This window comes from Halomonas sp. KM072, assembly GCF_050710315.1.
Lineage (GTDB): Bacteria > Pseudomonadota > Gammaproteobacteria > Pseudomonadales > Halomonadaceae > Vreelandella > Vreelandella hamiltonii.
Genome location: NZ_CP136132.1, coordinates 2171712 through 2198665, shown reverse-complemented (window position 1 = coordinate 2198665; position 26954 = coordinate 2171712). Strand labels below are relative to the sequence as shown.

Here is a 26954-nt window from a genome sequence, read left to right as displayed (position 1 = left end):
AGCAGGCGAAAGGCGAACTGCAAAAAGGCAAAGGCGAAGCCAAGGAGAGCCAGAAAAAACAGCGCTAGTGCTAGTTATGGAATACTGATACCAACAGGGGGCTTCGGTCCCCTGTTGGTGTTTATGAGCTCGGAAATTACTGTATCTCACCTTCAGTACTGAAGCATTGGGCAATAGCTTTGAAAGCCTTCCTTAGTAGTGACCCAGTAATTTCCACCACAAACCGCCGACAACTACCCAGATCACAAGATTGACCACGCTCATAATAAAGCCCGCTTTCCACCACTCGCCCAGCGTTAGGTAGCCCGACCCAAAAATGACGGGCGACGTGCCAGTGGCGTAGTGAGTTAAGGTCATCATAATGGAAGAGGTGGCGGCCATGATCAGCACAAACGGCATGGGCGGTGCGCCGAGCGTTAACCCAACGGTAAGAAAGGCCGCCATCATGGCAGTGATATGTGCAGTGGTGCTGGCAAAGAAGTAGTGGGTATAGAGGAACGTCAGCACTAACAAGGCCGATGCGCCCATCCAGCCGATACCCATTAGGGTGATCCACTCCTGCATGTTAGAAGAGAACCAGGCGATCAAGCCGGTCTGGTTGAGCTGGCTTGCCATCATGATGAGGGCGCCGAACCAGAGTAGGGTATCCCAGGCGTTCTTTTCCGACAGCACATCGTCCCAGGTTAATACGCCGGTTAGCAGCAGTATCGATAGCCCAATAAACGCCGACGTGGTGGTGTTGAGGGTGACCGAATCGCCCAAAAATAGCGCCGGGATATCCGCCCACAGCAGCAGTAGCACCAAGAAGACAAACAGCATAATGCCTTCGTCCCGGCTGATCTTGCCCATTTCGGCAAGTTTGTCCCGCGCCATCTGCGTGGCATGGGGAGTCTGTTTAATGTCCGGTGGATAAAGCAGGTAAAGAATATAGGGCATTGCCAGAATGGCGACCAAACCAGGCAGTAGCATGGCGAGCGCCCAGGTCATCCAGCTCAGCTGGATTTCCGCCCCGGTGGCGATAGAGATCAGCTCCACGGTCAATGGGTTGGGAGCAGTGGCAGTGACAAACATCGCTGAGGTAATTGGGTTGCTGTGATAGTTCACCAGCGCCAAATATTTGCCGATTTTGCTCGACGTGCCGTCTTCCGGGCGCGAATCAAACCCTTTAGCAATAGAGCGCATAATGGGGTGCATGATGCCACCACCGCGAGCAGTATTGCTGGGGGTGACGGGGGCAATCGAGAGTTCTGAAAAGGCCAAACTGTAGCCGATCCCCAGCGTCTTCTTGCCGAAGATGGAGATAAAATAGTAGCCGATGCGGGCTCCTAGCCCCGTCTTGATCAGCCCCCGAGAGATCATAATCGAGATGGCAATTAACCAGATCAGCGAGTTGGAGTAGCTGCTTAACGCATCGTTAATGGCGGTACCTGGGTTGTCGCTGGTCACCCCGCTCGCCGCCACAATCGCAATGGCAATAATTGAGATGGCCCCTATGGGCATTGCCTTACCAATAATCGCGGCAATCGTCCCCACGAAAATTGCCAGCATCAGCCAAGCGTCCGAAGTGAGACCCTCCGGCAGTGGAATAGCCAGCCATATCAGTAGAGTAATCGCCACCGCAATAGCGGTTGGCAAGGGCTTGAAAGGTAGCGTCGGCATCGTGGAACCCTATAGTAAGTAGGTGGCTGCGGTACGCTCACAGGCAATAAAGCAGTGCTTGAGTGGCTACTTAAGTCTAGAGCGGATGGGCGCTTGGCAACTTGCCCCACGTCAATTCGAAGCTTGATCTAGCGCAATCATTTCCGCTTTCAACTATGCCTTAATGGTGAGGTGCCATGACTCCCCTCACTGAGGAAGCGACCCATGCCTACCATGATGAAAGCGGCCATCTTCGTTGAACCCGGCCGTATCGAAATTGACGATAAACCGATTCCTGAAATCGGCCCCAACGATGCCCTGATGCGCGTGACCACCACCACGATCTGCGGCACCGATATCCATATCCTGAAAGGTGAGTACCCGGTGGAGCGTGGCCTGACCATTGGCCATGAACCCGTGGGCGTGATCGAAAAACTGGGGGCCAACGTAAAAGGCTACCAGGAAGGCCAGCGGGTAATTGCTGGCGCCATTTGCCCCAGCTTTACTTCTTACGCCTGCCAGGATGATTGCTGCTCACAAGATGGCGGCCACCACGGCCACGGGTATAAACCGATGGGCGGCTGGCGCTTTGGTAACACCATCGATGGTGCCCAGGCCGAGTACCTGCTGGTGCCGGATGCCCAGGCTAACCTATCGCCAGTGCCGGATGGCCTAACCGACGAACAGGTGCTGATGTGCCCGGATATTATGTCCACCGGTTTTGCCGGTGCAGAAGCTGCCGGTATCAAAATTGGCGACATCGTGGTCGTGTTTGCTCAAGGTCCGATTGGCTTATGCGCAACCGCAGGTGCAAAGCTGCGTGGGGCGGGGTTGATCATTGCCGTAGACGGTGTTGATGAGCGCCTAACCATGGCCAAGCAGATGGGTGCGGATGTCACGATCGATTTTCGTAAAGTCGATGTGGTAGAAGAAATCCTCAAGCTCACCGGCGGTCGCGGGGTAGATTCCGCTATTGAAGCACTCGGCTTGCAGCAAACGTTCGAATCCGCTTTGCGCGTACTAAAACCCGGCGGGACACTATCAAGCCTTGGCGTTTACTCCCAGGACCTAACGATTCCGTTGGGCTCTTTCTGTGCGGGCCTCGGCGACCATAAGATCATCACTTCGCTATGCCCCGGCGGTAAAGAGCGGATGCGCAGGCTGATGAGCATCATTGCCGCCGGTCGGTTGGATCTTGGGCCCATGGTCACCCACCGCTATGCGCTCGAGAATATCGTTGACGCCTACGATCTCTTCTCCCACCAGCGCGATGGCGTATTGAAAGTGGCGCTTGAGGTCTCCTGAGGTTCAAAGCTAAGATTGATGTTCAGCAGCAAGGCTGTTCTTCAGTAGGAGGCGTGCTCAGCTCACGTCTCCTGGTACAGTACTCTGCTTTTGTGGCGAAATTTCTCCGCCCGTTCTTCTATACCTGTCATCATTGCTTATCTGCGCAGGGCACTAGGCAGTGGTGGTAAAACGCAGCTGGGATGAATTTCAATTACTATATTCGGTTAGGTCTTGATGCAAGATACGCCTGATTTCCAGAATCGCTTGGGCCGTTTCCTGGACGCTGTGCCCAGCGATAAACACTTTTTCTGATATGGCTCCCGGCAAATGTGCGCTGGCGTACGGCACTATCCCATCATCTGAAACCTCTAATGGTACACTGGTGTCACGCTGGGCAATGATAGAATGGTAGTGAACTTGAGGGGAGATAGGCAGGTTGGCCGTTGCTCTAATGAACGGATCTGTCTCACTCAAATTATCGATACTGTTGGGAAGGTTCATGTATGTCCCATCTAATTGGGCGTCAGTATTAGCCAGAACTCTGATGACATCTTCGAACTCTTTCAGCAGGGTGAGTGGTAGGCGAACAAAATGAGAGACTGCTCTCCCTAGACGATTACCGGCCACCGGTGTGCCGCGATGTGGTGTCGCGATAAAAATTGCTCGTTTTATCTCTGGTAGCGGTTCGAAACGTAGTAGGGGGGCTAGGCGTTGTTGGGCGAGCTGCCTATGTGCCTTTGGCAATTGGCGTTGTTCCACGAATTCGCTCCACAACCTACCTTGGCTAGAAGAGACCATCAGGCGCGCCAATACACCCCCCATGCTATGGCCAATTAGAACGATACCTTGTGAAGCCAGCGTTTCTGTGGTGGGGTCAAGTTCCAGTAGTGTTTCATTCACAGTGCGTCGTATCGCCGTATGATTAATCGGCAGTGGCATATTGGTAGGGTAGTAGATTTGCCATACCTGAAAATGTTGCCGCAGGCTCTCATCGCCCAGCACTTCATTAGCTACATTTACCCAGGCTTCGGGACTACTGCCAAGGCCATGCAGCATGAGGATGATGCGTCGCTCAGGATCGAAGGGCTGCATCATATAAAGGTGTGGTCGGTTGATACCTTGGCTGTGGCCTAGCAGAGAGCGTATGGCCTGACGCGAAAAGCCTGAATGCGCCAGCCATAGTCCATAGCCCGCAGTGAAATTTGCGGCTAGGGGAATCTGTTGCCCATGCAACTGTATGCTGGCGTCTTGGTAGGGGTCTCTTACGATCACCTCTAGTGATTGAGTCGATAGCACCTGAGCTAAATCCTCACCGGAAAAATGGATTAGTGCGGTGAGTGCCGGAAAAGGCATTTCGCTATAAGGTCGAGCGCGATGAAGCGCGAGGCTATCGTCTATTACCGCGACCAGTTCGGCACCAAAGCCGTCACGGCGATAAGTGCTACGCAAGCCGGAAAAGACCAGTGAAGATGCTGGAACTAGGTTCTCGGGTAAGTCGATGTCGCCGGCGAAGCGTACGCCGGTGAAGTCGGTTGTAACCTTCCAGCCAGAAAGCCTAGGCGTATCCAAAGAATAGGAGCGGCTTTTATCTTCAATGGCTGAGAGATTCTGTTGAAAAAGCCATGAAACAATCTGTTGAACTGAATAGTTATAATAGTCGCGTACTTGTATCTGACGATCTTCGAAGGCGCGTTCCCCAGGAGATCGTTCGGAGAAAAACAAGTAAGCATAAGTATGTCTGGCAACCTCAATCCAAGCGTAAATGTCAGCCTCGGTACTCGGGATATCACTTGATGATCCTGCTTTTGACATCGCTTCTTGAAGCCACAGTTCTGCCAGTGCGGAAAGTCTGCGTTCTTCAGCTATGCCAGCGGTGCTGGATAATATATCTATACAGTTTTGGGAGTGCTCACGACATCTCCCTTCATCCAGCCCGATAACTTTGATGGTTTCCTGGGTAGCTGCGCTTAGCTCGCCACTGGTAAGCAGGTCTCCGCGTTTAAGCGCGATATACTCACCAGGGCTAAGCGAAGAGACGCCAACCATGGCACAACCATTCACTATTAGGATAATAAGTAGCGTGTTGAGTAAGGTGATAAGCTTAGCTGGTTTCACAACGACACCTTATTAATCGGTCATGTGGCGCTTTCGGGGCGATTTTTAGTGAATGAACTTTACCTACAGTTAACGGTGATTTGGGAGTCAACCATCAGTTGATCATGGTGCTAAGAATTCATGCAGCATTCGCAAATGGGCTCGGCGCAGCGAGCCAACGGTGGCGGCGGCAGTCGCTTCATCAAAAATCATTTGCCAAATGGCACCATATAGCGCTGGTGCCATTAGCAGCGCTGCGTCTTCAAGGAAGGCGCTGTGACGAAGGTGCCCTTTATCGGCTGCAGTTTTCAAAATGGCCTGTTGTTCTGCGAGGTATTTGTCAATTACCTCCCTGCGCCAAAAATCAACAAGATGAGGGATGCGTCGGCTTTCCGTCATCAGCAGCTTCAGCATAGCTATGACATCTGGATCACTCAGTTGGCTATAGAGGTGATCAATAAAGGATTCGATAGCTTCGCTCAGAGAGTCGCCGCCGCTGAGCACCCACTGCTGATTGTTGAACCTTGGTGTCAGGCGTTTTAATAGTAGTGCTTCAAATATCGATTCCTTGCTCTTGAAGTGAGCATAGAGGCCGCCTTTCGAGAGTTCCGCCCGCTGAGCAATATCCTCCATGCGGGCAGAGGCGAACCCGTGTTGCGAAAACTCGTACAAAGCCGCACAGAGGATCTGCTCTATACGCACATCGGGGGGGAGTCGGCGATGTTTGCGAGCTTGTTTAGTAGGAGAGGAAGGCAAGGTGCAGTTACTCATCAGTTGGTTGCTTTAATGCGGCACCTTTTATCATTTCTTTGTCTAGAGTACGAGAAATTGCTTGTGTGTTTACGTCTCTGACCAGCATGACGGGCACCGGCGCAATACGTGCCACTTGCTCGGCGTCGCTGCCGAGGAGAAGTCGTTGCATGCCACGTCGGCCATGGGTGCCTAGAATTATCAGATCGAACTGACACTTAGCTGCGTGATCCGCAACGTGTTCTGATACTCGTTTGCCCTCGGCCTCGACAAGTACTGTGGTGACATTGAGTTCTTGGGCTTCCAGCTGTATCCGAGCGTTGTCGAGCAGATCATTGCCGACTTTCAGAAAATAGGGCCTGACTTTTTCGATATAAGCCCGCGGGCTTTCGAAGCCATTGGAGTACTCTAGCGCATTAACAACATGAAGTAGCTCGATGCTGGCTCCCGTCAACTTTGCAAGCGAGGCTGCCTGGGACAAGGCCAAAAGCGACGTGCGGCTGCCGTCTATAGGTACCAGCAATTTGGTGTACATGGATGACTCCTAAGTGAATACTTCTAATATAAGTCAGGCACGAAGCTTGGCGGTTATGGCTCTCCAGGCTTGGCAGTGTTATTTTCGTTCGACCTACCTAGGCTGCGTTTACCTGCTGTGACGATGGCTTCCTGTTCATGGGCTGCATCGTCGAATACCTTCAGCATTTGCGCTAAGCTCGCCTCTTCTTCTGGCAATAATGCTTCCGTGGCGGTCAGCATCTGCTCAAGAAGCCGCGCCTGATCGCGTATCTCGTTCGCGGCGCTGTCCTCCAGCAGTCGTGGGATGGCAGCGGTTGCAGCATCAAGATCAAGGCGCATCAGGTTGGCCTGGCGACGTACTAGCTGTCGGAATGAAGCCATATCTAAGTGGATGAGATAGTCCGGCTGTTGCAAGCTGGCCGCTAGATTAAAGCGGCGCTCGTCGACTTCGCCACGAAAGCGGCTAACGTAGAGCAGCGCGCGGATACTGGCTTCAAGCAGGCCTCCCTGGTTAATTCCGGCGCGCAGCCGCTCAATTTCTTCAGCAACGAAAGTGAGATGCTCGGGCGAGACCCCAGGATGTGCGCGCGGGGGGCGGTCATCGGCGGATAGTCCTGCCAGGGCCTGTACCCACGGCGACCCATAGACTACGTTGAATATTTGTTCGTAGGCGTTGTCACGCTGTATTCGCCAATGATCCAGCGCAGAGATCACGGTATCGGAATAAACTTGTTGCCACTGCAGGAAAGGATTGTCTGCCGCTACTGGTTGGCGTGCTGCGCGGATTTTTTGTGCATGCTCAGCCACTGTCAAAGCCATCGGGTTGCGGCTCGACCAGCGTTCGTAAGAGAGACGCAACGGATGTACGCTCTGCAGCCATCGTGCCGATTCGGGAGTAGTCCAGGTACGTACCCAGGGCTGAACGAACTGGCGATAAAGTCCTAAGTTAATTCGCGATATCTGGTTGACTGCGGCGAATTTGCGGTCGCTCTCAGCATCCACCTGCACAATCTGGCTCACATCCTCGACGCTGCGCCGCTGGATCGACAGCACATAGTCACCCTCGACGAGTTCCGCGAGGGGCATATCCTCTCGCTTATCCTGAATCTGTGTCTGGTAGATACCGGCGGGTAGCACATCAATTAAGTCGATATTGTTGGTGAATTCGCGGTGCTCTTTGCGGCCGACACTGCCCGAAACAAAGATGCCCAGATGTCCAATGTTATCGTGAGTGGCATAGACAATGGTTTGGTCGTGGCTGAGTACTTCATCATCATCGCGATAGAGGTCTGTGATCCAGCCCAGTGCCTGCGGCGGCGGCGAGATATTGTCGCCGTTGGAGCAAAAAACCACGATGGGCGAGCGGATATTGCGCAAGTCCAGGCGGATACCTTCGGAGGTTATCAGTTCGGCACTTGACAGCCGATTGCCAATGAAAAGGTTGTCGACGATGTATTGCATCTCTATATCGTTGAGGAATACGTAGCCACCCCAGTATTTTTCGAAGCCCAAGTAGCGTGTTGCCTCACTGTCGGCATTTGCATACAGATTGTACTGCTTGCCCCATAGCGTGTTGGCCGGATTGAGGTTCTCGAAGTTCTGAACCAGGTAAGCACCATCGAAGCGGCCATTGCCCAGGTCGCTGGCGAGTGCGGTTAGCCAACTGCCGCCGAGCAGACCGCCAGCGTAGCGCATCGGATTTTTGCCTGGCCAACCAGCCCAGTACGACACCGGCGTACCAGCCACGATGATGGGCCCGAATAGCTCGGGGCGAAGGGCTGCGGCCATCAATATCTGCCAGCCAGCCTGGCAGTTGGCGACCACTGCCGGCTTGCCCTCGCTGTGTGGATGAAGCGCGATGACTTTCTCAAGGAAAGCGACTTCGGCGAGCACCACATCTTCTATTGTCTGACCGGGCTCAGGGTCGGGGCCAAAACCGATAAAATAGCAAGGATGTCCTGCGCTGAGAGCAGCGCCAACCTCGCTTTCGGCCTTAAAGCCGCCGATGCCGGGGCCATGGCCAGCGCGCGGGTCAACCACGACGAAGGGACGTTTGCTCGTGCTTGGCGTGGGGGGAGCACCCTCTAACGGCAGAATGCGCGCCAGCCCATAGTTGACTGGGCGCGGCAGCTCATGGCCAGATATCACTACCTCATAGGGGAAGTCGAGCACGTGAGGAGCATCATCCTCAAGGTGTGCTTGGTACTGATCGCCACGCTGACGCATCACATCGGCGTAGAGTATCGAGCGTTGCCATGCATCGGTTGTGTAGCTTAGCGCGGCAGCTGCGTAGTCTTGAGCCATGTTCAATAGTGGCCATGCGTCCGTATACCAGGGGCGATCATTGGAACCTTCGCTTGCCATGAGAGCTTCTCCTGCGTGAGTGCGAGAAAATACCGGACGGGATAGACGACATGGCCATCCATCCCGCTAGGCTGCATGTTCAAAACATATGCTGGCCGCCATTCATTGCCACGTTGCTGCCGGTCATGAAACCGGCTTGTTCGCTGCAGATGAAGGCGACCAGCGCCGCTAACTCGTCTGGTTTGCCTAACCGCCCAACCGGGATCTGCGAGATCACCTTCGATTCCAGTATCTCCTTGGGAACCGCCAGCACCATCTTGGTCTCCAGGTAGCCGGGTGAGACGGTATTGACAGTGACACCCCGCTTCGCCACTTCCATTGCCAGCGACTTGGTGAAGCCGTGGATGCCAGCCTTCGCCGCGGCGTAGTTGGTCTGGCCAAACTGGCCCTTGGAGCCGTTAATCGAAGAGATGTTGACGATACGGCCCCAATTGCGCTCGACCATGCCTTCGCAAAACGGCTGGGTTACATGGAACATCGAGTCCAGATTAGTTCGCATCACCGCATCCCAATCGACCTTGGAGAGCTTCCGGAAAGTGGCATCGCGAGTGATGCCAGCGTTATTGATCAATATGTCGACAACGGCGCCTTCGGCTTGGATATCGTTTGCAAGTCGCTGGCAGTCGTCAAAATCGGCCACGTCGACGGAGTAGGCGGAGAAGTGGTAGCCCTCACTGGCCTGCTTCTGCAGCCAGGTCTGGACATGGTCGTTGTTTGGCGAATGGGTGACGAGAACGCTATGCCCTGCATCGTGCAGAGTTCGAGCGATGCTTTCACCCAGGCCACCCATACCGCCAGTGACTAGAGCTGTGTGCTGATAAGTCATCGGTTCAATCTCCTTTTTTCGCTGTGCCCGGATCGTCTTGCGGACTGGCGGTTACCCAGTAGAGTGCTGGGGAGGCAACGCTGACAGTCTCAATCAAGGCTTTTGCCGTTTGTACCTGCCAGGCTTGCAGCGTATCGAAGAGGCCCAGCAGCAGAGCGCTCTGATTATCAAAGATCTGCTGCATTGGGGGGCCGCCAGCGAAGGGTTGTGTACCCAATTCGTACCATGTCTGCTGACTTTTCTGCACTAGCTCCATCGTATGTTGGCAAAGGCTCTGATTAGCCCGATAAAGTGCCAGAGGTAGATTGATGTTGTGGTCCATTGTGTGCTCCTTCTGGTGTGATGCGCCGATGGGCGCGTGGGTTGTATCAGGCCATCTGGCTGATGGTCTTGCGAAAGCGACTCAGTGAGATGGTGAATAGCACGCTGCCAATCACCAGCAGCAACAGGAACTGTATCCAGACGACGTCGATGCCTGCACCGCGGAATAGTATGGCCTGGCTCAGCTCCACGAAGTGGGTGGTCGGTGCCAGCAGCATCAGGTTCTGTACCAGTTCGGGCATGCTCTCGCGTGGTGTGGCGCTCCCGGAGAGCATCTGCAGGGGTAGCAAGAACAGGATCATCAGCATGCCGAACTGGGGCATGCTACGGGCCAGCGTCGCCAGGAAAATACCCATTGAGGTGGTGGCAAACAGGTGCAGGGCCGCGCCAGCCAGAAACAGTGCAACCGATCCCTCTATCGGCACTTGAAGCAGGCCGCGTACGACGAAAGTCAGCGATAACGTCACCGCTAGCAACACCACAACCCCCATCGACCACACCTTGGCCAGCATGATTTCGGCAGGGGTCACTGGCATCACCAGCAAGTGCTCGATGGTGCCGTGCTCGCGCTCGCGAATTAGTGCCGCGCCAGTGAGGATGATCGAGAGCATCGTGACGTTGTCGATGATCGACATCAGTGAGCCAAACCATGCTTGGTCAAGGCCCGGATTGAAGCGCGCTCGCAGCGCCAAGTTGACTGGCGGGATGGTGCTTGCGCGGTAGCGGCTTACGAACTCATTGATCTCGCCCATGACGATCTGCTGTACATAACTATTACCCGAGAAGGCCTGGCTCATGCGCGTGGCGTCGATATTGAGCTGAATGTCGGGGCCGCGTCCGGCCAGCACGTCGCGCTGAAAGTTGGCGGGAATAACCAGTACGAAGGTGTAGTCTCCCGCATCCAGACCCGCATCCATTTCCTGGAAGGTGATGATTTGCGGGTGCACGAACTGTGGTGGGTAGAAGGCCGATACGATACGCGTGGAAAGCGGTGAGTCGTCTTCGTCGACGATAGCGATAGGAGCATTGTTCAGCGTCTCGGGCATCGCCGTCGCGGATGTGTAGACCGAAGCAGTGAACACATAGACGATCAGCACCAGCATTATGGGGTCACGCAATAGACTCCAGAACTCTTTGACGCCCAGGCGATAAATGTTTGCAATCCTGCGCATCTCAGCTCTCCTGCTTTTTCAGTAGGGCAATCGCCATGCCCATGATCACCGGTACCGCCAGCAGCATCGGCAGGAACGACCCAATAAGGTCACCTAGCCCTAGGGACTTGCTGAATACGCCGCGGCTAATGGTGAACATGTAGCTGGCTGGATAAATATTGCCGATGAAGCGTCCGGTGCCTTCCAGTGACGAGACCGGATCGGTCAGGCCCGAAAATTGGATGGCGGGAATCAGCGTACCGATCATAGCGAAGAACATAGCGGCGATCTGGCTGCGGGTGACGGTCGAGGCCAGCAGGCCCATGCCGGTGGCGATGATGGAAAATACCAGGGCCGACAGCGCTAGGGTCGGGAAGCTACCGGTGATCGGCACGCCGAACAATGTGATCGCCAGCCCGGTCATCAATAAAAAATTGACCATTGCCAAGCCGATGTAGGGAATTTGCTTGCCGATCAGAAACTCGGCGCGGGTGACCGGGGTGACATAGAGGTTGATGATTGAGCCCATCTCTTTTTCACGCACCACCGAGAGCGCCGTGAGCATTGCCGGCAACATCAGCAACAGCAGTGGAATCACGGCAGGAACCATTGCTGGCAGGCTCTGAACATCAGGATTGTAGCGGTAGCGGTTCTCGATATTGGCTGCTGCTGCGCTGACGGTGGTTCCGGATTGCCTTGCCTGCGCCAGCAGCCACTGCTGGTGGATGCCCTGTACGTAGCCTTGCACGGTTTCGGCGCGTTGAGGCATGGCGCCGTCGATCCATGCTCCGATCTCGACATTGTGGCCACGCTTTACATCACGACCAAACCCGGGGGGAATTTCGATTGCCAGGGACAGCTCCCCGCTGCGCATACGTCGATCCAACGCGGCATAGTCTGAGATAGGCGGGCGCTCTCTAAAGTAATGGGGCGATCCCGAGAGGTTCAGCGCGTAACTCTGACTTAGCGACGTCTGGTCGCGGTCAAGGATGGCGTAGCTGAGCTCCTCCACGTCCATGCTGATGCCAAAACCCATTACGAACATCAGGATCAGCGAGCCAACCAGCGCCAGGGTCGCACGCACCGGATCGCGGCGTAGTTCGAGAGTTTCGCGCCACATGTAGCTGAGCATCCGCTGGAGACTGAAGCGTCGATGGCGTGGTGTGTCGTGATGAGTCTCTGCGGTGACGAGCGGCGTATCCGGGGCATCGCTGGCTTTTTGTGGTGAAGTCTCCTGCGCGGAATTCTCCTGATCGGCGCCAGCTTCGAGCAGGTAGCCGATGAAGGCTTCTTCCAGGGTCGCCGCACCGCGTTTCGCTACCAGTGCTGAGGGGGTATCGCTGTCGAGCACCTTCCCTGCGTGCATCATCGACATGCGGTCGCAACGCTCGGCTTCGTTCATGAAGTGGGTGGAGATGAAGATCGTCACGCGGTCGCGGCGCGACAACTCAATCAGCAGGCGCCAGAAGGCGTCGCGGGCGATGGGGTCCACGCCGGAAGTGGGTTCGTCAAGAATCAGTAGCTCGGGTTTATGGACCATTGCCACCGCCAGGGAGAGACGCTGACGGATGCCCAGTGGCAGGCTCTCCGGCAGGGCGTCGAGCGCCTGCTCGAGACTGAACCGTTCGACCATCTCGGCGACCCTTGCCGATATGTCATGTTCTGCGATCTGGAACAGGCGCGCATGCAGCACCAGGTTCTGACGTACGGTCAGTTCGCCGTACAACGAGAATGCCTGGGACATGTAGCCAACCCGGCGACGCGTGTTAATGTCGCGGGGATCCACTTCCTGGCCAAACAGCCAGGCTTGGCCCTCGCTGGCGGGTAGCAGCCCCGTGAGCATCTTCATGGTGGTCGACTTACCGCAGCCGTTGGAGCCGAGAAAGCCAAAGATCTCGCCACGCCGGATGCGGAAGCTAACATGGTCGACGGCGATGAAGTCGCCAAAACGCATGGTGAGGTCCTTGGCCTCGATGGCGACTTCATTGTCATCCTGCGCCAGCGGCGGGATGTGCACCGGCGCATAGCCGCGCTTTTTTTCTTCCGGCAACAGCTCGATGAACGCCATTTCCAGGGAGTCGCTGTGGGTGCGTGCAAGTAGTTCCTGCGGGGAGCCGGTGGCAAGTATTTTGCCTGCGTCCATAGCCACCAACCAGTCGAAACGCTGGGCTTCGTCCATGTACGCGGTGGCGACCAACACACTCATCTGCGGGCGGTCAACACGAATGCTTGCAATTAACTCCCAGAACTGGGCGCGGGCCAGCGGGTCCACGCCAGTCGTGGGCTCGTCCAGAATCAGCAGGTCGGGGTCGTGAATCAGCGCGCAGCAGAGTCCGAGCTTCTGCTTCATGCCGCCAGAGAGTTTGCCAGCGGGTCGCTTGAGGAAGGTATATAGCCCGGTGCTGCGGGTCAGGTCGTCTATACGCCGCCGGCGTTCACCGGCTCCGTGGCCGAATAGTCGTGCGAAGAACTGCAGGTTCTCCTCCACCGAGAGCGTGGGGTAGAGGTTCTTGCCTAGCCCTTGTGGCATATAGGCGATGCGCGGGCCAACTGAGTTACGGTGGCGCTTGTCGCTCATGTCGCCGCCCAGCACCTTGATAACACCCTGTTGCACGGCACGAGCGCCGGCGAGCAGCGACAGTAGGCTGGATTTGCCGACGCCATCCGGGCCAATCAGCCCGACCATACAGCCGGACGGCAGGGCCAGATCCAGCGCGTCCAGGGCTATGGCGCGGCCGTAGCGTAAGGTGAGCGCGCTGACTTGGGCTACGGGTTGCGTCTTCTCGCTCATGGGGTGACGTTGACCTCTAGGTGGTCGGGCCAGGTGGCGTCATCCTCGAGCTTCAGGTAGGCCATGCCGGGCAGGCCTGTTTTGACCTGCTCGATATGCTCAAGCAGCAGCTTTGGATCGATCTGGGCGCGCACGCGGAACATCAGTTTCTCGCGTTCGCTCTCGGTTTCCACGCTCTTGGGGGTGAACTGGGCGACGCTGGCCACGAAACTCACCCGTGCCGGGATCACGAAGTCAGGGGCAGCATCCAGCACCAGGCGTACCTCGTCACCAATGCCCACCCGACCAGCATCTCGAGTGGGCATAAAAAAGGTCATGTAGACCTTGGTGAGGTCGATCAGGTTGAGTACCTTGCCACCGGCACTGAGCACCTCGCCCGGTTCGGCCACCCGGAGCTGTACACGGGCCAAGCGGTCGGCTTTGAGCTCGCTGTCGTCCAGGTCGGCCTCAATGCGCTGGATCGCGGCAAGGGTGGCTTCTATCTCTGACTCGGCCTCAATGACCTGGGATTCGGAAGCGCGGATGGCGGCCTGAGCGGAGAGTACTTGGGCATTGGCTGAGGCCAGGGCGGCCTGCTGGCTCTGGTAGTCGGCCAAGCTATCGTCGAACTGCTGGCGAGAGATGGCGTTGCGCTCCACTAGGCTGGCTGAACGCTCGTAGCGCTTGCGAGAGGCGTTTAGTTCTGCCTGGCGCTGGTTGACGATGGCTCTGGCGGTTTCCAGCTCGCTCTGGCGCATGGCTACCATGGCTCGAGCTGTCTCCAGGGCGTTTTCGGCCCGGCGGGACTGTGCGCTGGCCTGAGCCAGCTCAGCCTCCAGGGTGGCGGTATCCATACGGGCGACCACTTGGCCTGGATCGACGAACTCACCTTCCTCGACCAGTACTTCCTCGAGGCGGCCAGCGACCCGGGTGGCGATGTCGATCTCGGTGGCTTCGATGCGCCCATTGCCTTGGGTGATGCCCTCGCCTAGGCCCTCCGGCTGCAGTTCCCACCAGGTCAACCAGGCCGCGATGCCTATAACAACTATGGCTGCCAGGCCCTTGAACCACTGTCTTTTACTGCTGAACTTCATAATGTTGCATCCTCGGTTGGCGGATGGCCAGACGATTGATGAGCAGCTCAGAGGATGGGCCAGGGCCAAAGGGCTTAAGCTCGTCGCTCTGTGCCAGCGGTGGCGCATCACAGAACGTAATAAACGGATTCTATTATCCTATTATTATTAATTGTGATTTTGATTTAGGTCAATTAAATACCGACTAGTCGGTATTTAATTGATAGTATTTGCTATGAGCTGGGTAGCTATACCAAGGTTTTTTCGTCACTCTCAAATGTTAAATGAGCTACGTTGCGCAAAACTACTGTTAAGCCATACTTTTGGGGCAGCGCTAGAAAACAAAGGAGCACACAAGCGATGGGAGGTTGCGGCCATTTTTTAGCGCTCCCCAGGGAAAAGCCGCAGCAAGCAGTAAATTATCGTGCGTTGGTAGATTTAAACTTCCTGATACAGCTCGCTCCCTTTGTTGCGAAACTTCTCTGCCTGCTCTTCCATGCCTTTCATCACCGCTTCCTGATCGCCGTTTAGGTCATGCTCGTTGGCATAGTCGCGCACTTCCTGGCTGATCTTCATGGAGCAGAACTTCGGCCCGCACATGGAGCAGAAATGCGCCACCTTGGCGGAATCCTTCGGCAGGGTTTCATCGTGGTACTCCCGCGCGGTATCCGGGTCTAGGCCCAGGTTGAACTGGTCTTCCCAGCGGAACTCGAAGCGCGCTTTAGAGAGCGCGTTATCACGGCGCTGCGCCGCCGGATGGCCCTTGGCCAAATCCGCCGCGTGGGCGGCAATCTTGTAGGTGATGATGCCGGTTTTTACGTCATCTTTATTGGGCAGGCCCAAGTGCTCTTTCGGCGTCACGTAGCAGAGCATGGCGCAGCCAAACCAGCCAATCATCGCCGCCCCAATGCCAGAGGTAATGTGGTCGTAGCCGGGGGCGATATCCGTCACCAGCGGCCCAAGCGTATAGAAGGGCGCTTCGTCGCAGTACTCCAGCTGCTTGTCCATGTTCTCTTTCACCAGGTGCATGGGCACGTGGCCGGGGCCTTCGATCATCACCTGCACATCGTGCTTCCAGGCAATGTGGGTGAGTTCGCCGAGGGTTTTCAGCTCCGCCATTTGCGCTTCATCGTTGGCATCGGCAATCGAGCCGGGGCGCAGGCCATCGCCGAGGGAGAACGCCACGTCGTACTGCTTGCAGATCTCGCAGATCTCCTCGAAGTGGGTGTAAAGGAAGCTCTCCTGGTGATGGTACAAACACCATTAGTAACTATTCAGCACCGGTTGGCTGAGTCGGGGCTTCTTGCTGCATGAAGGCTGGCACATCACCCGCAAACAGTTGCTCCAGTGCGGTATGCGCCGCCACCCCTTGCTTGACGGCGGTCGAGAGGAAGCTACGCATGCGGCAGAAGATCTCAGCACCCTCCCAGGAGCGGAAACAGCCCGAGATTTTCTGCTGGACCTTGGTCATTCGCAGATCGCGTTCCCCCTGGTTGTTGGTGAAGGGAGCGGCAGGGTCGTCGAGGAAGCGCAACACGTCGTCCTCGTACGCCTGGAGGCGTTCCAGGAGGTTGCGCGACTTGGTGCGCTTGGCCCGGCCTCGCGTTCCAGGTGGCGGTTTCACCGGCGGGGGGCACTCGGCGTCCCCTTTCGCCAGGCAATCTCGATAGCGCTGCCGCCAGGCTCGGGTCTCATCGGCCGAGAGGCAGCCGTCGGCCACCTCCACGGCGCGATGCATCTCCAACAACAGGTCATGCAAGGCCTTGGCCCATGCCTGGCCATCGTTCTCCCAGGCCGCTGTCAGCTCCCGAAGGTGGTGCGCATTACACAGCGCGTGCCGGCAATCCGGATAGCGGTAGTAGGGCTTCCAGTGATCATGCACCAGCACGCCACGCACGAAGGGCAATACGCCGATGGCGTCCATCGCTTCCTGGCCGCGCTTGGGGTGCGGGGCCAACCAGGTCAGGGCCTCGTTGGAGGCGCTGTGTAGCCAGTAGCGTTTGCCACCGACCTGCATTCCGGTTTCATCGGCATGGACGGTGTCTGCTTCACGTAGCGCCGGGATCACCCACTCGGCGAACGCCTCGGCCCGCTGGTAGGCCTCCTGGTTGAAGGCGAACAGGGTGCCGGTGCTCAGCGACAGGCCGCACTGCGAGGTGAGCAACTCGCGGATACGCGCATAGGGCAACAGCTGATACTGGGAGAGATAGACGACATGCGCCTTGAGGCGAGGGCCATACTGGATGGGGCGAGTCACGCCCTCGGGGAATGGCGCCACGTAGCGTTGCCCCTGATCATCTTCGAGGACCTCAGCCTGATATTCGGTGACCACGGCCTGGATTACGATGTCCTGCACTTGGCGCGTTTCGACGCCGACCGGGCGGTAAGAACGCCCCTTGGGGAGTTGCCGACGATCGACACGGAGCTTGACCACCTCGTCGGGGTCCGTCACCGGCGCCAACGTCTTACCCTCATGCCCTGGCTGTCCGCCGGGGCGCCGCTCGCCTTTGGCGCGCGAGCGGCGCTGGCGATTGGGATCCTGGGACGGTGGCTTGCTGCTGTTGCGGCTACTGGTGGCCAGGCGATCGGCCATGAGCTTGACCAGCAACATCAGCACATCGATGGCCGCACGCAGCGACGGAGAGACCGTCTGGTCTTCCTTGAGCTGCTGTCGGACCCGCTCCAGAGCCTCGTCGACGTTGATATCGCTGATGGTCATGTCACCGCATAGATATGCCGAAGGATTAGGCACACTATACCAGAAAAATCAGGTGGTTGGCGATATCCCATCCGCAGCCACCTGAATAGTTACCACCATTATTCCAAAAACATTGACTAGTTTCGCTTTTATAGTACGAATGGGCACAGTTTTTGCTACCTTCCTTACCTAGCGAAATGTCTCTGCCAGTTCATCCATCGCCCATGCTTCCCATCAACGTTTCCTGATTTTCGTTTAGGTCTTGACTCTCAGGATATTGGCATCTAGGTTTTAGACAGACCTGTCTGTACGGAGGTGTTTAATAGTGACGCATAATCCATCTTCACTCTCACGGCCTAGCGAACGCATTATTGAGGCTGCCAGTCGTTTGTTTTTTCGCCAAGGTTACTGTTCTACGGGAATTAATCAGATTATCAGCGAGTCGGGGGTTGCTAAGGCCAGTTTTTATACGCATTTCCCTAGCAAAGAGGCCCTTGCCATGGCTTGGCTTAGGCAGCGCGAAGAACGCTGGATTGAACAGCTAACTGAGCGAATTTCTCAGCATCAACTAACTGAGAAGCGGGTTTCCGCTATGTACACCATGTGGTACGACCAGATTCGCGAAGAAGGCTACCGTGGTTGTGGCTTTATTAATATGGCTGGGGAATTCAGCGATGAAAAGAGTCCGGTTAGGGCTCTCGTGCGTGATCACAAAGAGCGTGTAAGACAAGTTGTCGCCAATAATGTGCTGAATGAATATCGGCCCATGATGGAGCCCGAGGTATTTGACGAGTTGGTGAATACTATTTACTCACTTTTTGACGGTGCCATTATTCAAGCGCAAAACTTTATGCAGGATTGGCCGATTGACTCTGCAATGAAGACGTCTATGAAAACTCTTTCTCATTATCGTAGTGGAGCAGTCCTATGAATGGTACAGAATATGAAGATAACCTGGAGGTTATTGTTCGAGATTCTCTGGGTTGTTTTACTCCCTTATCTGCTGATCAGATTGATACTGTTAGTAATGCTAGCAAATACTCAATATCAGAGAATGACAGAGATGCAGGTAGCTCATCTCTAGAAGATGTCTTTGGGTATATGGCAGCACTCAATAAAATGGCTGTAAGTGGCAACGGGATATGTGCTGATCGTTCCGGAAATGCTTCCCTTCATGATAGCTTAATAAGTACAGCTGATTACATTTCTCATAAAGTCAATGGCGCTTCGGTGCGCTACATTGAAATTGGTCCTGAGCCCTATAAAACAGAGCTTATAATAAAAAGATTAATTGGAAATGGTGTGGATTTAACAAGCTATATTGGTTTGGATATTAATCCAGAGTCAGAGAAAGCCATGCGTTTGGCGTTGGAACCGGTTGTCGGTAAACAACGGTTTAGTTATAAAATTAACGATTACAACGAATTGCAGTCTTCCAGTTTCGGCTTTCATGACGGTATTACAGTAGTTGCTATGATGGGATTTCAAGAAGGAAATGAACTGCCCAGGAAAATGTTGAGGATACTTAAAAAGTTAACTAGCAAAGGTGATTTGCTGCTTTCCGAGATGCAGCTTTCTAGTTTGGCTGGCTGGAAACCAATAATTGATTTTTATAGCTTACAACCAATGAAACAATTTTCCCAAAAAATCTGCGAACGGGCTCAGCTTAAGCCAGCAGGTCAACATAGGATTTTCCTGACACCAATTGAGACTGAGCTAGGTCCAGTAATGACTGCAGCCACAGTCATACCGTATAAGCTATTTGATCATCATCGTTACCTGCTTACAAACTGTTGCCTTAAATATACTAAGGATCAGTTTCGCGCTGCACGCAAAAAAGAAAATGATTTTCAAATAGTTAAGGAGTTTTTTAGCGGCGATCAAACTGTCGCTTATCAATTAACACTGCGGAATTGAAAGGCCTGAAATATGGTTCTCTCCAGCTTACTAGTGCGTAACTCTGCCTTCAATATTGTCGGCGCGGGCTTGTTAATTGTGGCATCTACCTACGGGTTGTCGCGCTATACCTATGGCTTGTTCGTGCCCGCTATCAGGGATGATTTCAATTTAAGCCAAACGGCCGTCGGTGCGATTGGCAGTGCCTCCTATCTGGGGTATCTGCTGGCCACGTTGGTGAGTCCGCTGCTGGTTCGCCATTTTAATCCGCGTATGCCGATTATATTGGGTGGCATGACCGCAACGCTGGGCATGCTGTTGGTCGCGCTGGCGGGTAACCCGGTATGGTTAGCATTGGGGGTGACGCTTGCCGGTTGTAGTCCAGGCCTGGCGTATCCACCGCTTTCTGATGCTATCAAGCAACTCTGTCTCGCTGAAAAGCAAAGCCGCTATTACGCCATTATAAATTCCGGCACCAGTTTTGGGGTGATGGTTTCTGGCCCATTGGCCCTTATTGCGGGCCCTCAATGGCAACTGGCTTGGTTGTGCTTTGCATTTATCGCGCTGATCGCCACGCTGTGGAATTTTTTTATAATGCCGGGCAATGCGCCTAATCATGAGCTCTCAAACAGAGTGAAACCGGGCGCCTCCCAGGAGCCTATGTTTACCCTTGTGAGACGCAAGTTGAAAGATAGTTCGGTGCGTCGCCTACTGCTGGGTGCGCTTCTATTCGGGCTGGTAACCTCAATCTATTGGACGTTCTCTGTTGAGTTGATCGCGGGAGAAAAAAGCCTTTCTGATACAGGTAGGGTGATATTCTGGATTGTCGTGGGCATTGCCGGCGTGGCGGGCGGCTTGGCCGGAGAACTGGTGACTCACTTTGGACTGACCAAGGCATTGAAGTGGGCGACGCTGGCCATAGCTGCCTCGATAGCTTTACTCACCATTGCGAGTGACGGGATACTGATGCTAACGCTATCGGCGGTTTTGTTTGGCGCTACGTTTATTCTTATTACGGCGTTATACGGTATTTGGAGTGTCAGTTGCTTTCCAGAAGCTCCGTCCACTGGCTTTGGTCTAACCTTCTTTCTTATTTCTGCAGGTCAACTGATATCGCCCACCCTTGCCGGGCTTGGTGCCGAGATTTGGCAATTGACAGCGGTGTTTCAGGTCACCGCGATACTCTGTTTAGGTATCTTGTGGCTACTCCCGACCCAGGACGTATGGAGTATGTGACCAATAGCCTAATCCCGTTACCCCAGCACCCCGTCTTCTCGACGGGGTGCTGTTTTGATAGCGTGAGGTGAAGTTTAAACTTCCTGATACAGCCCGCTGCCTTTCTGGCGAAACTTCTCCGCCTGCTCCTCCATACCCTTCATTACCGCTTCCTGATCGCCGTTGAGGCCGTGCTCATTGGCGTAGTCACGTACTTCCTGGCTGATCTTCATGGAGCAGAACTTCGGCCCGCACATGGAGCAGAAGTGGGCTACCTTGGCGGAGTCTTTGGGTAGGGTTTCGTCGTGGTATTCACGGGCGGTGTCCGGGTCTAGCCCCAGGTTGAACTGGTCTTCCCAGCGGAACTCGAAACGCGCCTTGGAGAGTGCATTATCGCGACGCTGTGCTGCTGGGTGGCCCTTGGCGAGATCCGCCGCGTGGGCAGCAATTTTGTAGGTAATAATGCCGGTTTTAACGTCATCTTTATTGGGCAGGCCCAAGTGCTCTTTCGGCGTCACGTAGCAGAGCATGGCGCAGCCAAACCAGCCAATCATCGCCGCCCCAATGCCAGAGGTAATGTGGTCGTAGCCGGGGGCGATATCCGTCACCAGCGGCCCAAGCGTATAGAAGGGCGCTTCGTCGCAGTACTCCAGCTGCTTATCCATGTTCTCTTTAACAAGGTGCATGGGCACATGGCCGGGGCCTTCGATCATCACCTGCACATCGTGCTTCCAGGCAATGTGGGTCAGTTCGCCCAGGGTTTTTAGCTCTGCCATTTGTGCTTCATCGTTTGCATCAGCAATAGAGCCAGGGCGCAGGCCGTCGCCCAGCGAGAACGCCACATCGTACTGCTTGCAGATCTCGCAGATCTCCTCGAAGTGGGTATACAGGAAGCTCTCTTGATGGTGATACAAGCACCACTTTGCCATGATGGAGCCGCCACGGCTGACAATGCCGGTGACGCGGTTGGCGGTGAGCGGCACGTAGCGCAGCAGCACCCCGGCGTGAATGGTGAAATAATCCACCCCCTGTTCCGCCTGCTCGATCAGCGTATCGCGGAAGATCTCCCAGGTGAGGTTTTCGGCAATGCCGTTGACCTTCTCCAGTGCCTGATAAATGGGCACCGTGCCAATCGGCACCGGCGAGTTGCGGATGATCCACTCGCGGGTTTCATGGATGTTCTGGCCGGTGGAGAGATCCATGATGGTATCCGCCCCCCAGCGGATGCCCCAGGTCATCTTGTCCACTTCTTCCTCGATGGAAGAGGTGACCGCCGAGTTGCCCAGGTTGCCATTGATCTTAACCAGGAAGTTGCGGCCAATAATCATCGGCTCGCTTTCCGGGTGGTTGATGTTGTTGGGAATAATCGCCCGGCCACGAGCCACTTCATCGCGCACAAACTCGGGCGTGATCTCTTCCGGCAGGCTGGCGCCAAAGCTCTGGCCCGCATGCTGATGGCCCAGAATGCGCTCTACTTCTGCCGTTCCCAACGCCTGGCGGCGCTGGTTTTCCCGCAGAGCGATGAACTCCATTTCCGGCGTGATGATGCCCAGGCGGGCGTAGTGCAGCTGGGTCACGTTCTTGCCCGCTTTCGCCCGGCGGGGTGTGCGGCTTAAATCAAAGCGCAGCTGGGCAAGGGTGGGGTCGTTGGCGCGGCGCTGGCCGTACTGGCTGGTGGGGCCATCCAGAAACTCAGTGTCGTTGCGCTCTTCGATCCAGGCCCGGCGTAGCTCCGGTAGGCCCTGGCGCAAATCGATGTTGGCGCTGGGGTCGGTGTAGGGGCCGGAGGTGTCGTACACCAGCAGTGGCGGGTTCTGCTCATCCGCGCCGCTGGTTTTGGTGGGCGAGAGGGTGATCTCCCGAAATGGCACGCGAATATCTGGCCGCGAGCCTTCCACGTACACCTTGCGCGAGCCGGGCAGCGGCGCCACGGCGGCGGCATCGACCTGGGCGGTTTCGGCTAAAAAGTGTGCGGTGTTGCTTTTGACGGTCTTGGTCATGATGGTTGCTCTATGTTGTAGGAGATTATTCAGAAAGGTCTAAACCCATCTGCCAGAAGTCGATTTCCAGGCGGGTGGCATCGCGGAAGATCTTGCTCAGCTCTGCAAAACGGGCGGGGGTGACATCCGCCAGGCGGGCATCGAGCCACGCAAGCTCCGCCTGCATGGCGGCCTGGAACTCCTCGCCTTCGTACATGGCGATCCAGGCATCAAACGGGTTTTGCGCACCGCGCAGCGTGGAAGGCTGCGCGTTCAGCCAGTTGGCGATTTCGCCGTAGCCCACCAGGCAGGGGGCCAGCGCCACGTGCAGATCCAGCAGGTCGCCACGGTTGCCGGTATCCAGTACATAGCGGGTGTAGGCCAGCGTGGCGCGGGCTTCAGGGAGTTCGGCAAGCTCCTGCTCGGAAATCCCCCACTCCTGACAAAAGCCCACGTGCAGGTCCAGCTCCACGTCCACGATGGCTTTCAGGCCTTCATGGGCCTGGCGTAAATCCGCCAGGGTGGGGCTTTTGTAAGCGGCCAGCGCGTAGGCGCGGGCAAAGTGAATCAAGAACAGGTAATCCTGCTTCAGGTAGTGGCGAAACGACGCCTCAGGCAGCGTGGCGTTGCCCAGCTGGTGCACGAAATCGTGCTCGATATAAGCCCGCCAAACGTCCTGGCAAGCGGTGGTGAGATCGGTAAAGCGGTAGCCCATGATGCCTCCGGTGGTACAGCGAACCGGCGCACGGGCGAAGGGAGAGTGAGTTGGGGCAAGGTATCAGGTGAACACGGCGCACCCCAACCACCGCTTGATTCCTACGCCGGTACTAGCCGGATCAGGTTCAACGGGCCCCGCCGTGACGACTTGCTGCAGCAGCCAGCCGTATAGCGATCTCAGCCAGTTCCACCGGCACCCCGTCAAGCAGTATTCAGCGCAGTGTAGGAGGCGAGAGGGGGAGATGCAAGGGGCGTTAGCTTGATCGAACACACGGGCTTCATGGAAGCATAACTGCCCTTCACTAACCCAATGGACTTCTGACGGCTTTTTGGACGGTAGAGGCATGAATGTGATGTAGAACGACGCGCCCCCTCTCATCGAAGCAAGGCCTGGAGGAAGGGAAAAGCCACTGCCATGCAAGTGAAATACCCGCGTTCGGGTATTTACGGTCCAGAGCATATGGCAGTGACACAGGAGTAGCGTTGGCTTCAAGGCGAGCGTTCAGTTGTTGTTCTGCCATTTGTATATGCGTATGTAATGGCTGGACGCAAGAAGGCGGCAGTAGCGTGGTGCGGTCTTTGTTGCCTTTGCCTGCATACACCGTGATGATTTGCCTTGAGAAATCAATATCTTTGACGCGAAGCCGACAGGTTTCGGAGACACGTAAACCTGAGCCGTACATCAGTGAGGCCATGAGAAGCATAGAGCCTGACAAGTGCTGAAATACCTCCATTACTTCCTGATGAGAAAGCACCACTGGTAAGCGCTGAGGGCGCTTAGCTCGGCTAAATTGACCAATCTCGCCAAGCGGTTGGTCCAGCACATGGCGATAAAGGAAGACGATGGCATTGAGTGCTTGATTCTGTGTAGCCGCTGCCACGTGCCTTTCGATTGCCAGATACTCCAAAAATTGCCGTACTTCATGACCTGTTAGCGTGGCAGGGTGACGTAAATTATTGAACCGAATGTAAAATCGAATCCAGTAACAATAGGTTTTTTCGGTGCGTAAGCTATAGCGCTTACCCCTCATGGTTGCCTTGACGCGTTCCATTAGTTTCATGGAAGAATGCCTCAATAATACTGTATTTAAAAACAGTATTATTGAGGCGAGCAAAACGCGCAAGCCCGCGAATTTTGGCTACATCGCCAAAATTCTCTTTGCACGCTGTAGAATCAATGAGGTAGATTCAATTTGGTGGCTATGAAACCTCAGTCATTGTGATGTCACGTTCATTGAGGTTTCATGGCAGGGCGTATAATCACTGTTGAACTAAACCGCTTCGCGGTAGCTGTTGACGAATCACGTTTTTCGCCTCATCGGGCCACACTATTGATTGACCCACGTGGGTCAATCAACAGGAGTGACGACGATGACTGCCCTGCGACAGAAGATGATCGCGGCCATGCGTCAGCGTGGCTTTGCGCAACGTACCCACAATACCTACCTGATGGTGGTCACTGATCTGGCACGTTATTTCCACCGTTCGCCAGACACGTTGAGTACCGACGACCTGCAACACTTCTTCAATCACCTGGTTCAGGAGCGCGGTTTGTCTGCCGCCAGTTGCCGTGTCTATCTGCACGGCGTGCGGTTCCTGTATTTGCACGTGTTGCAGTGGCCGTCGTTTGATGTGCCGCTCACCGTCCCCAAAAAACCGCAGCGGATTCCAGAACTGCTGACCCGCGACGAGGTTCGGCGGATCCTGGCCGCCTGCCAAAACGCCAAGCATCGCATGATGCTCGAACTGTGCTATGGCTGCGGATTGCGTGTGACCGAGGTCTGCCACCTGCGAGTTAGTGACATCGACAGCCAGCGTTACCAACTCCGTGTGACGCAGGGCAAGGGCGGCAAGGATCGTATGGTGTTACTACCCGTGACCCTGCTTGATCGCTTGCGCGATTACTGGCGCGCCTATCGGCCAGTCACATGGCTGTTCCCGAGCGCTCTGTTTCCCGATCAAGCCCTGCACGCCAGTGCGCCACAGAAGGCCTTTACCCAGGCCAAGCGTCTGGCCGGGGTCGAGCGGGTGGGTGGCATCCATAGTCTGCGCCATGCCTATGCCACCCATGTTCTGGAGCAAGGCCTGCCCGTCCATCAGCTCCAGCGACTACTGGGCCACCGTAACCTCCAGTCGACGATGCGCTACCTGCACTGGCTACCGAACCAGCAAGGGGGAGATCAGTGTCATATTGACCTGGTGGCCGCCCTGGAGGTGAGCCATGACTAAGGCCGCTACCTTGCAACAGGCATTGACCCGCTTTCTCGACCCAAGCGGTCTTGATCGCCAGCGCCAACGGGTGTGTACCCATCTGCTGGCCTGCCGAACGAAGGCGATGGGTGGGATGGTCTTACAGTGCTCTGACTGCGCTCATGTACAGCCACGCTACTTTGGCTGTCGTGATCGTCACTGTCCACAGTGTCAGGGCCGCGCCATGGCGCAATGGGCTGAGCGTCAGCAGGCCAATATGCTGCCGGTGCGCTATTACCACGTCGTATTCACGCTACCGCACAGTCTTAATGGCTGGGTTCAGCTTCATCCCGAGGTGATTCACCGATTGCTGTTCCAGAGTGCCTGGCAAACGCTGTGCACGTTTGCACGAGACCCAAAACGCCTCAACGGCGAAATGGGCATGATCGCGGTGCTTCACACCTGGGGCCAGAACCTGAGCCAGCATGTGCATCTGCATTGTCTGGTTCCAGGCGGTGCCTTGAGTGACGATGGCAAGTGGCATGAAGCGCGAAGCAACTACTTGTTCCCCGTGCGGGCCCTGTCACGCCACTTCCGTGGGCACATGGTGAGCGCTCTGCGCAAGGCCGCCCATGCTGGCGATCTCCACCGGGTTACCCGGCCCGGCGATGTCGATGCTCAATTGAACACACTGATGGCCACTGACTGGGTGGTTTACAGCAAGGACTGCCTTGAACACACCCAGGCGGTAGTACGCTACCTGGCGCGCTACACGCGCCAGATCGCCATCAGCAACGCACGTATCCTCGCCGTAGACGACCAGCAAGTGACCCTACGTTACAAGGATTACCGCGACCACGACCGACACAAGCAACTCATTCTGGATGGCGAGGAGTTCGTGCGTCGCTTCCTGCTCCACGTCCTGCCTAGGGGACTGATGCGAGTGCGGCATTACGGCTTTCTGGCCAATCGCTGCCGACGGCAACGTCTGGTACAGATCCGTCGAGCGCTAGCGATGGTTGACCAGGCCCCCCATGTCGATACAGCCGCCAGCGATGCGGAGCCGACCTACACCTGTCCACACTGCAAGCAGCCCACCTTACGGATGATCGGGACGCTCACACCCCAGCGCCCCCTCCATGATCAGCCGCCTAACGACAAGGAGCAACACTATCGAGCATGATGTAACGCCCTACGACAACAACAGACCTGGCTAACCGGCTCGCTAGCGAGTCATGGATAAGCTCGTCCCGATGATGGATTTTAGCCATCAGACGCGCTACATTGGGTTAAATTGGATTTGGAAGTGTCGACATAATGACGAAACGGACGATCAGAGCGCGTGCCCCCCGACCTGCCAATGCGCCGTTTGGCACCTCAGGCCACCTGTCAGTCAATACAATTCCCTATTAAATAGCCGCCTGATGGACGCGCCTTAGTCCAACAGGCATTTATTCGCCATGCTCCGC

The 26954-nt window shown here is 55.7% G+C and carries 20 protein-coding genes, 1 pseudogene and 1 riboswitch; of the genes and pseudogenes, 6 read left to right on the top strand and 15 right to left on the bottom strand.

The genetic code is table 11. The features are described from left to right. Positions 1-192 precede the first annotated feature (192 nt). A complete protein-coding gene (locus tag RVM26_RS10490) occupies positions 193-1659 on the bottom strand; it encodes a transporter permease (protein ID WP_498938516.1) in 1467 nt (488 codons plus the stop codon). 204 nt (positions 1660-1863) lie between these two features. Here RVM26_RS10490 and RVM26_RS10485 point away from each other — a divergent pair, with 204 nt between their 5' ends. Beyond that, positions 1864-2943, top strand: a complete 1080-nt coding sequence (locus tag RVM26_RS10485) for an NAD(P)-dependent alcohol dehydrogenase (RefSeq protein WP_463004206.1) — start codon at positions 1864-1866, stop codon at positions 2941-2943. Between the two features lie 189 nt (positions 2944-3132). Here the strand turns inward: RVM26_RS10485 and RVM26_RS10480 are convergent, their stop codons facing one another. From RVM26_RS10480 to tnpC, 11 genes and pseudogenes are all read right to left on the bottom strand, one after another. Continuing rightward, a complete protein-coding gene (locus tag RVM26_RS10480; RefSeq protein WP_498938514.1) occupies positions 3133-5040 on the bottom strand; it encodes an esterase/lipase family protein in 1908 nt (635 codons plus the stop codon). A 102-nt stretch (positions 5041-5142) separates the two neighbouring features. Continuing rightward, the gene (locus RVM26_RS10475; protein WP_045812156.1) at positions 5143-5790 is read right to left on the bottom strand and encodes a TetR/AcrR family transcriptional regulator; all 648 of its coding nucleotides are present in this window, start codon (positions 5788-5790) and stop codon (positions 5143-5145) included. Then, positions 5783-6304 (bottom strand): universal stress protein, encoded by a 522-nt coding sequence (locus tag RVM26_RS10470; protein ID WP_498938512.1) that lies wholly within the window; start codon positions 6302-6304, stop codon positions 5783-5785. Before RVM26_RS10470 ends, RVM26_RS10475 begins: the two co-directional genes overlap by 8 nt. 53 nt (positions 6305-6357) lie before the next feature. Further along, positions 6358-8649, bottom strand: a complete 2292-nt coding sequence (locus RVM26_RS10465; RefSeq protein WP_498938510.1) for a DUF3141 domain-containing protein — start codon at positions 8647-8649, stop codon at positions 6358-6360. 79 nt (positions 8650-8728) lie between these two features. Continuing rightward, positions 8729-9475 carry an acetoacetyl-CoA reductase gene (gene phbB, locus RVM26_RS10460; RefSeq protein WP_475318129.1) on the bottom strand — a complete coding sequence of 249 codons (747 nt, stop codon included), beginning with the start codon at positions 9473-9475 and terminating at the stop codon, positions 8729-8731. Positions 9476-9479: 4 nt separating this feature from the next. Beyond that, the gene (locus RVM26_RS10455; RefSeq protein WP_463004213.1) at positions 9480-9797 is read right to left on the bottom strand and encodes a hypothetical protein; all 318 of its coding nucleotides are present in this window, start codon (positions 9795-9797) and stop codon (positions 9480-9482) included. 46 nt (positions 9798-9843) lie between these two features. Next, entirely contained in the window at positions 9844-10968 is a 1125-nt protein-coding gene (locus RVM26_RS10450; protein WP_463004214.1) for an ABC transporter permease, read from the bottom strand. Between the two features lies 1 nt (position 10969). Beyond that, positions 10970-13738 carry a ribosome-associated ATPase/putative transporter RbbA gene (gene rbbA / locus RVM26_RS10445; RefSeq protein ID WP_463004215.1) on the bottom strand — a complete coding sequence of 923 codons (2769 nt, stop codon included), beginning with the start codon at positions 13736-13738 and terminating at the stop codon, positions 10970-10972. Continuing rightward, positions 13735-14811 carry an HlyD family secretion protein gene (locus RVM26_RS10440; RefSeq protein WP_041157797.1) on the bottom strand — a complete coding sequence of 359 codons (1077 nt, stop codon included), beginning with the start codon at positions 14809-14811 and terminating at the stop codon, positions 13735-13737. The genes rbbA and RVM26_RS10440 overlap by 4 nt, the downstream gene beginning before the upstream one ends. A 417-nt stretch (positions 14812-15228) precedes the next feature. After that, positions 15229-16053, bottom strand: a pseudogene (locus RVM26_RS10435) (phosphomethylpyrimidine synthase ThiC); the annotation flags it as partial. A gap of 7 nt (positions 16054-16060) precedes the next feature. After that, the gene (tnpC, locus tag RVM26_RS10430; RefSeq protein ID WP_498938507.1) at positions 16061-17509 is read right to left on the bottom strand and encodes an IS66 family transposase; all 1449 of its coding nucleotides are present in this window, start codon (positions 17507-17509) and stop codon (positions 16061-16063) included. A 304-nt stretch (positions 17510-17813) separates the two neighbouring features. On the opposite strand from tnpC, the gene RVM26_RS10425 reads away from it, so the two are divergent. The 3 genes from RVM26_RS10425 to RVM26_RS10415 are packed head-to-tail and all read left to right on the top strand — an operon-like array spanning position 17814 to position 20620. Then, positions 17814-18419, top strand: coding sequence for a TetR/AcrR family transcriptional regulator (locus tag RVM26_RS10425; RefSeq protein ID WP_058576283.1), 606 nt, complete (start codon positions 17814-17816; stop codon positions 18417-18419). Further along, positions 18416-19405, top strand: coding sequence for a hypothetical protein (locus RVM26_RS10420; protein WP_172515559.1), 990 nt, complete (start codon positions 18416-18418; stop codon positions 19403-19405). Before RVM26_RS10425 ends, RVM26_RS10420 begins: the two co-directional genes overlap by 4 nt. A 12-nt stretch (positions 19406-19417) precedes the next feature. Further along, on the top strand, positions 19418-20620 hold the full coding sequence (locus tag RVM26_RS10415) for an MFS transporter (protein ID WP_052509929.1): 1203 nt from the start codon (positions 19418-19420) through the stop codon (positions 20618-20620). Between the two features lie 74 nt (positions 20621-20694). On the opposite strand, the gene thiC is transcribed toward RVM26_RS10415, so the two are convergent. The 3 genes from thiC to RVM26_RS10400 all read right to left on the bottom strand — a co-directional run bounded on the left by thiC (position 20695) and on the right by RVM26_RS10400 (position 24356). Then, entirely contained in the window at positions 20695-22599 is a 1905-nt protein-coding gene (thiC, locus tag RVM26_RS10410) for a phosphomethylpyrimidine synthase ThiC (RefSeq protein ID WP_498938504.1), read from the bottom strand. A 25-nt stretch (positions 22600-22624) separates the two neighbouring features. After that, on the bottom strand, positions 22625-23293 hold the full coding sequence (gene tenA, locus RVM26_RS10405; RefSeq protein ID WP_287808578.1) for a thiaminase II: 669 nt from the start codon (positions 23291-23293) through the stop codon (positions 22625-22627). An 81-nt stretch (positions 23294-23374) separates the two neighbouring features. Then, positions 23375-23506, bottom strand: a riboswitch (TPP riboswitch). Between the two features lie 91 nt (positions 23507-23597). Continuing rightward, entirely contained in the window at positions 23598-24356 is a 759-nt protein-coding gene (locus tag RVM26_RS10400) for a site-specific integrase (RefSeq protein WP_498938502.1), read from the bottom strand. Positions 24357-24666: 310 nt separating this feature from the next. Here RVM26_RS10400 and RVM26_RS10395 point away from each other — a divergent pair, with 310 nt between their 5' ends. After that, a complete protein-coding gene (locus tag RVM26_RS10395) occupies positions 24667-25524 on the top strand; it encodes a tyrosine-type recombinase/integrase (protein WP_213262753.1) in 858 nt (285 codons plus the stop codon). Beyond that, on the top strand, positions 25517-26668 hold the full coding sequence (locus RVM26_RS10390; protein WP_100731258.1) for an IS91 family transposase: 1152 nt from the start codon (positions 25517-25519) through the stop codon (positions 26666-26668). The genes RVM26_RS10395 and RVM26_RS10390 overlap by 8 nt, the downstream gene beginning before the upstream one ends. Positions 26669-26954: the final 286 nt, after the last annotated feature.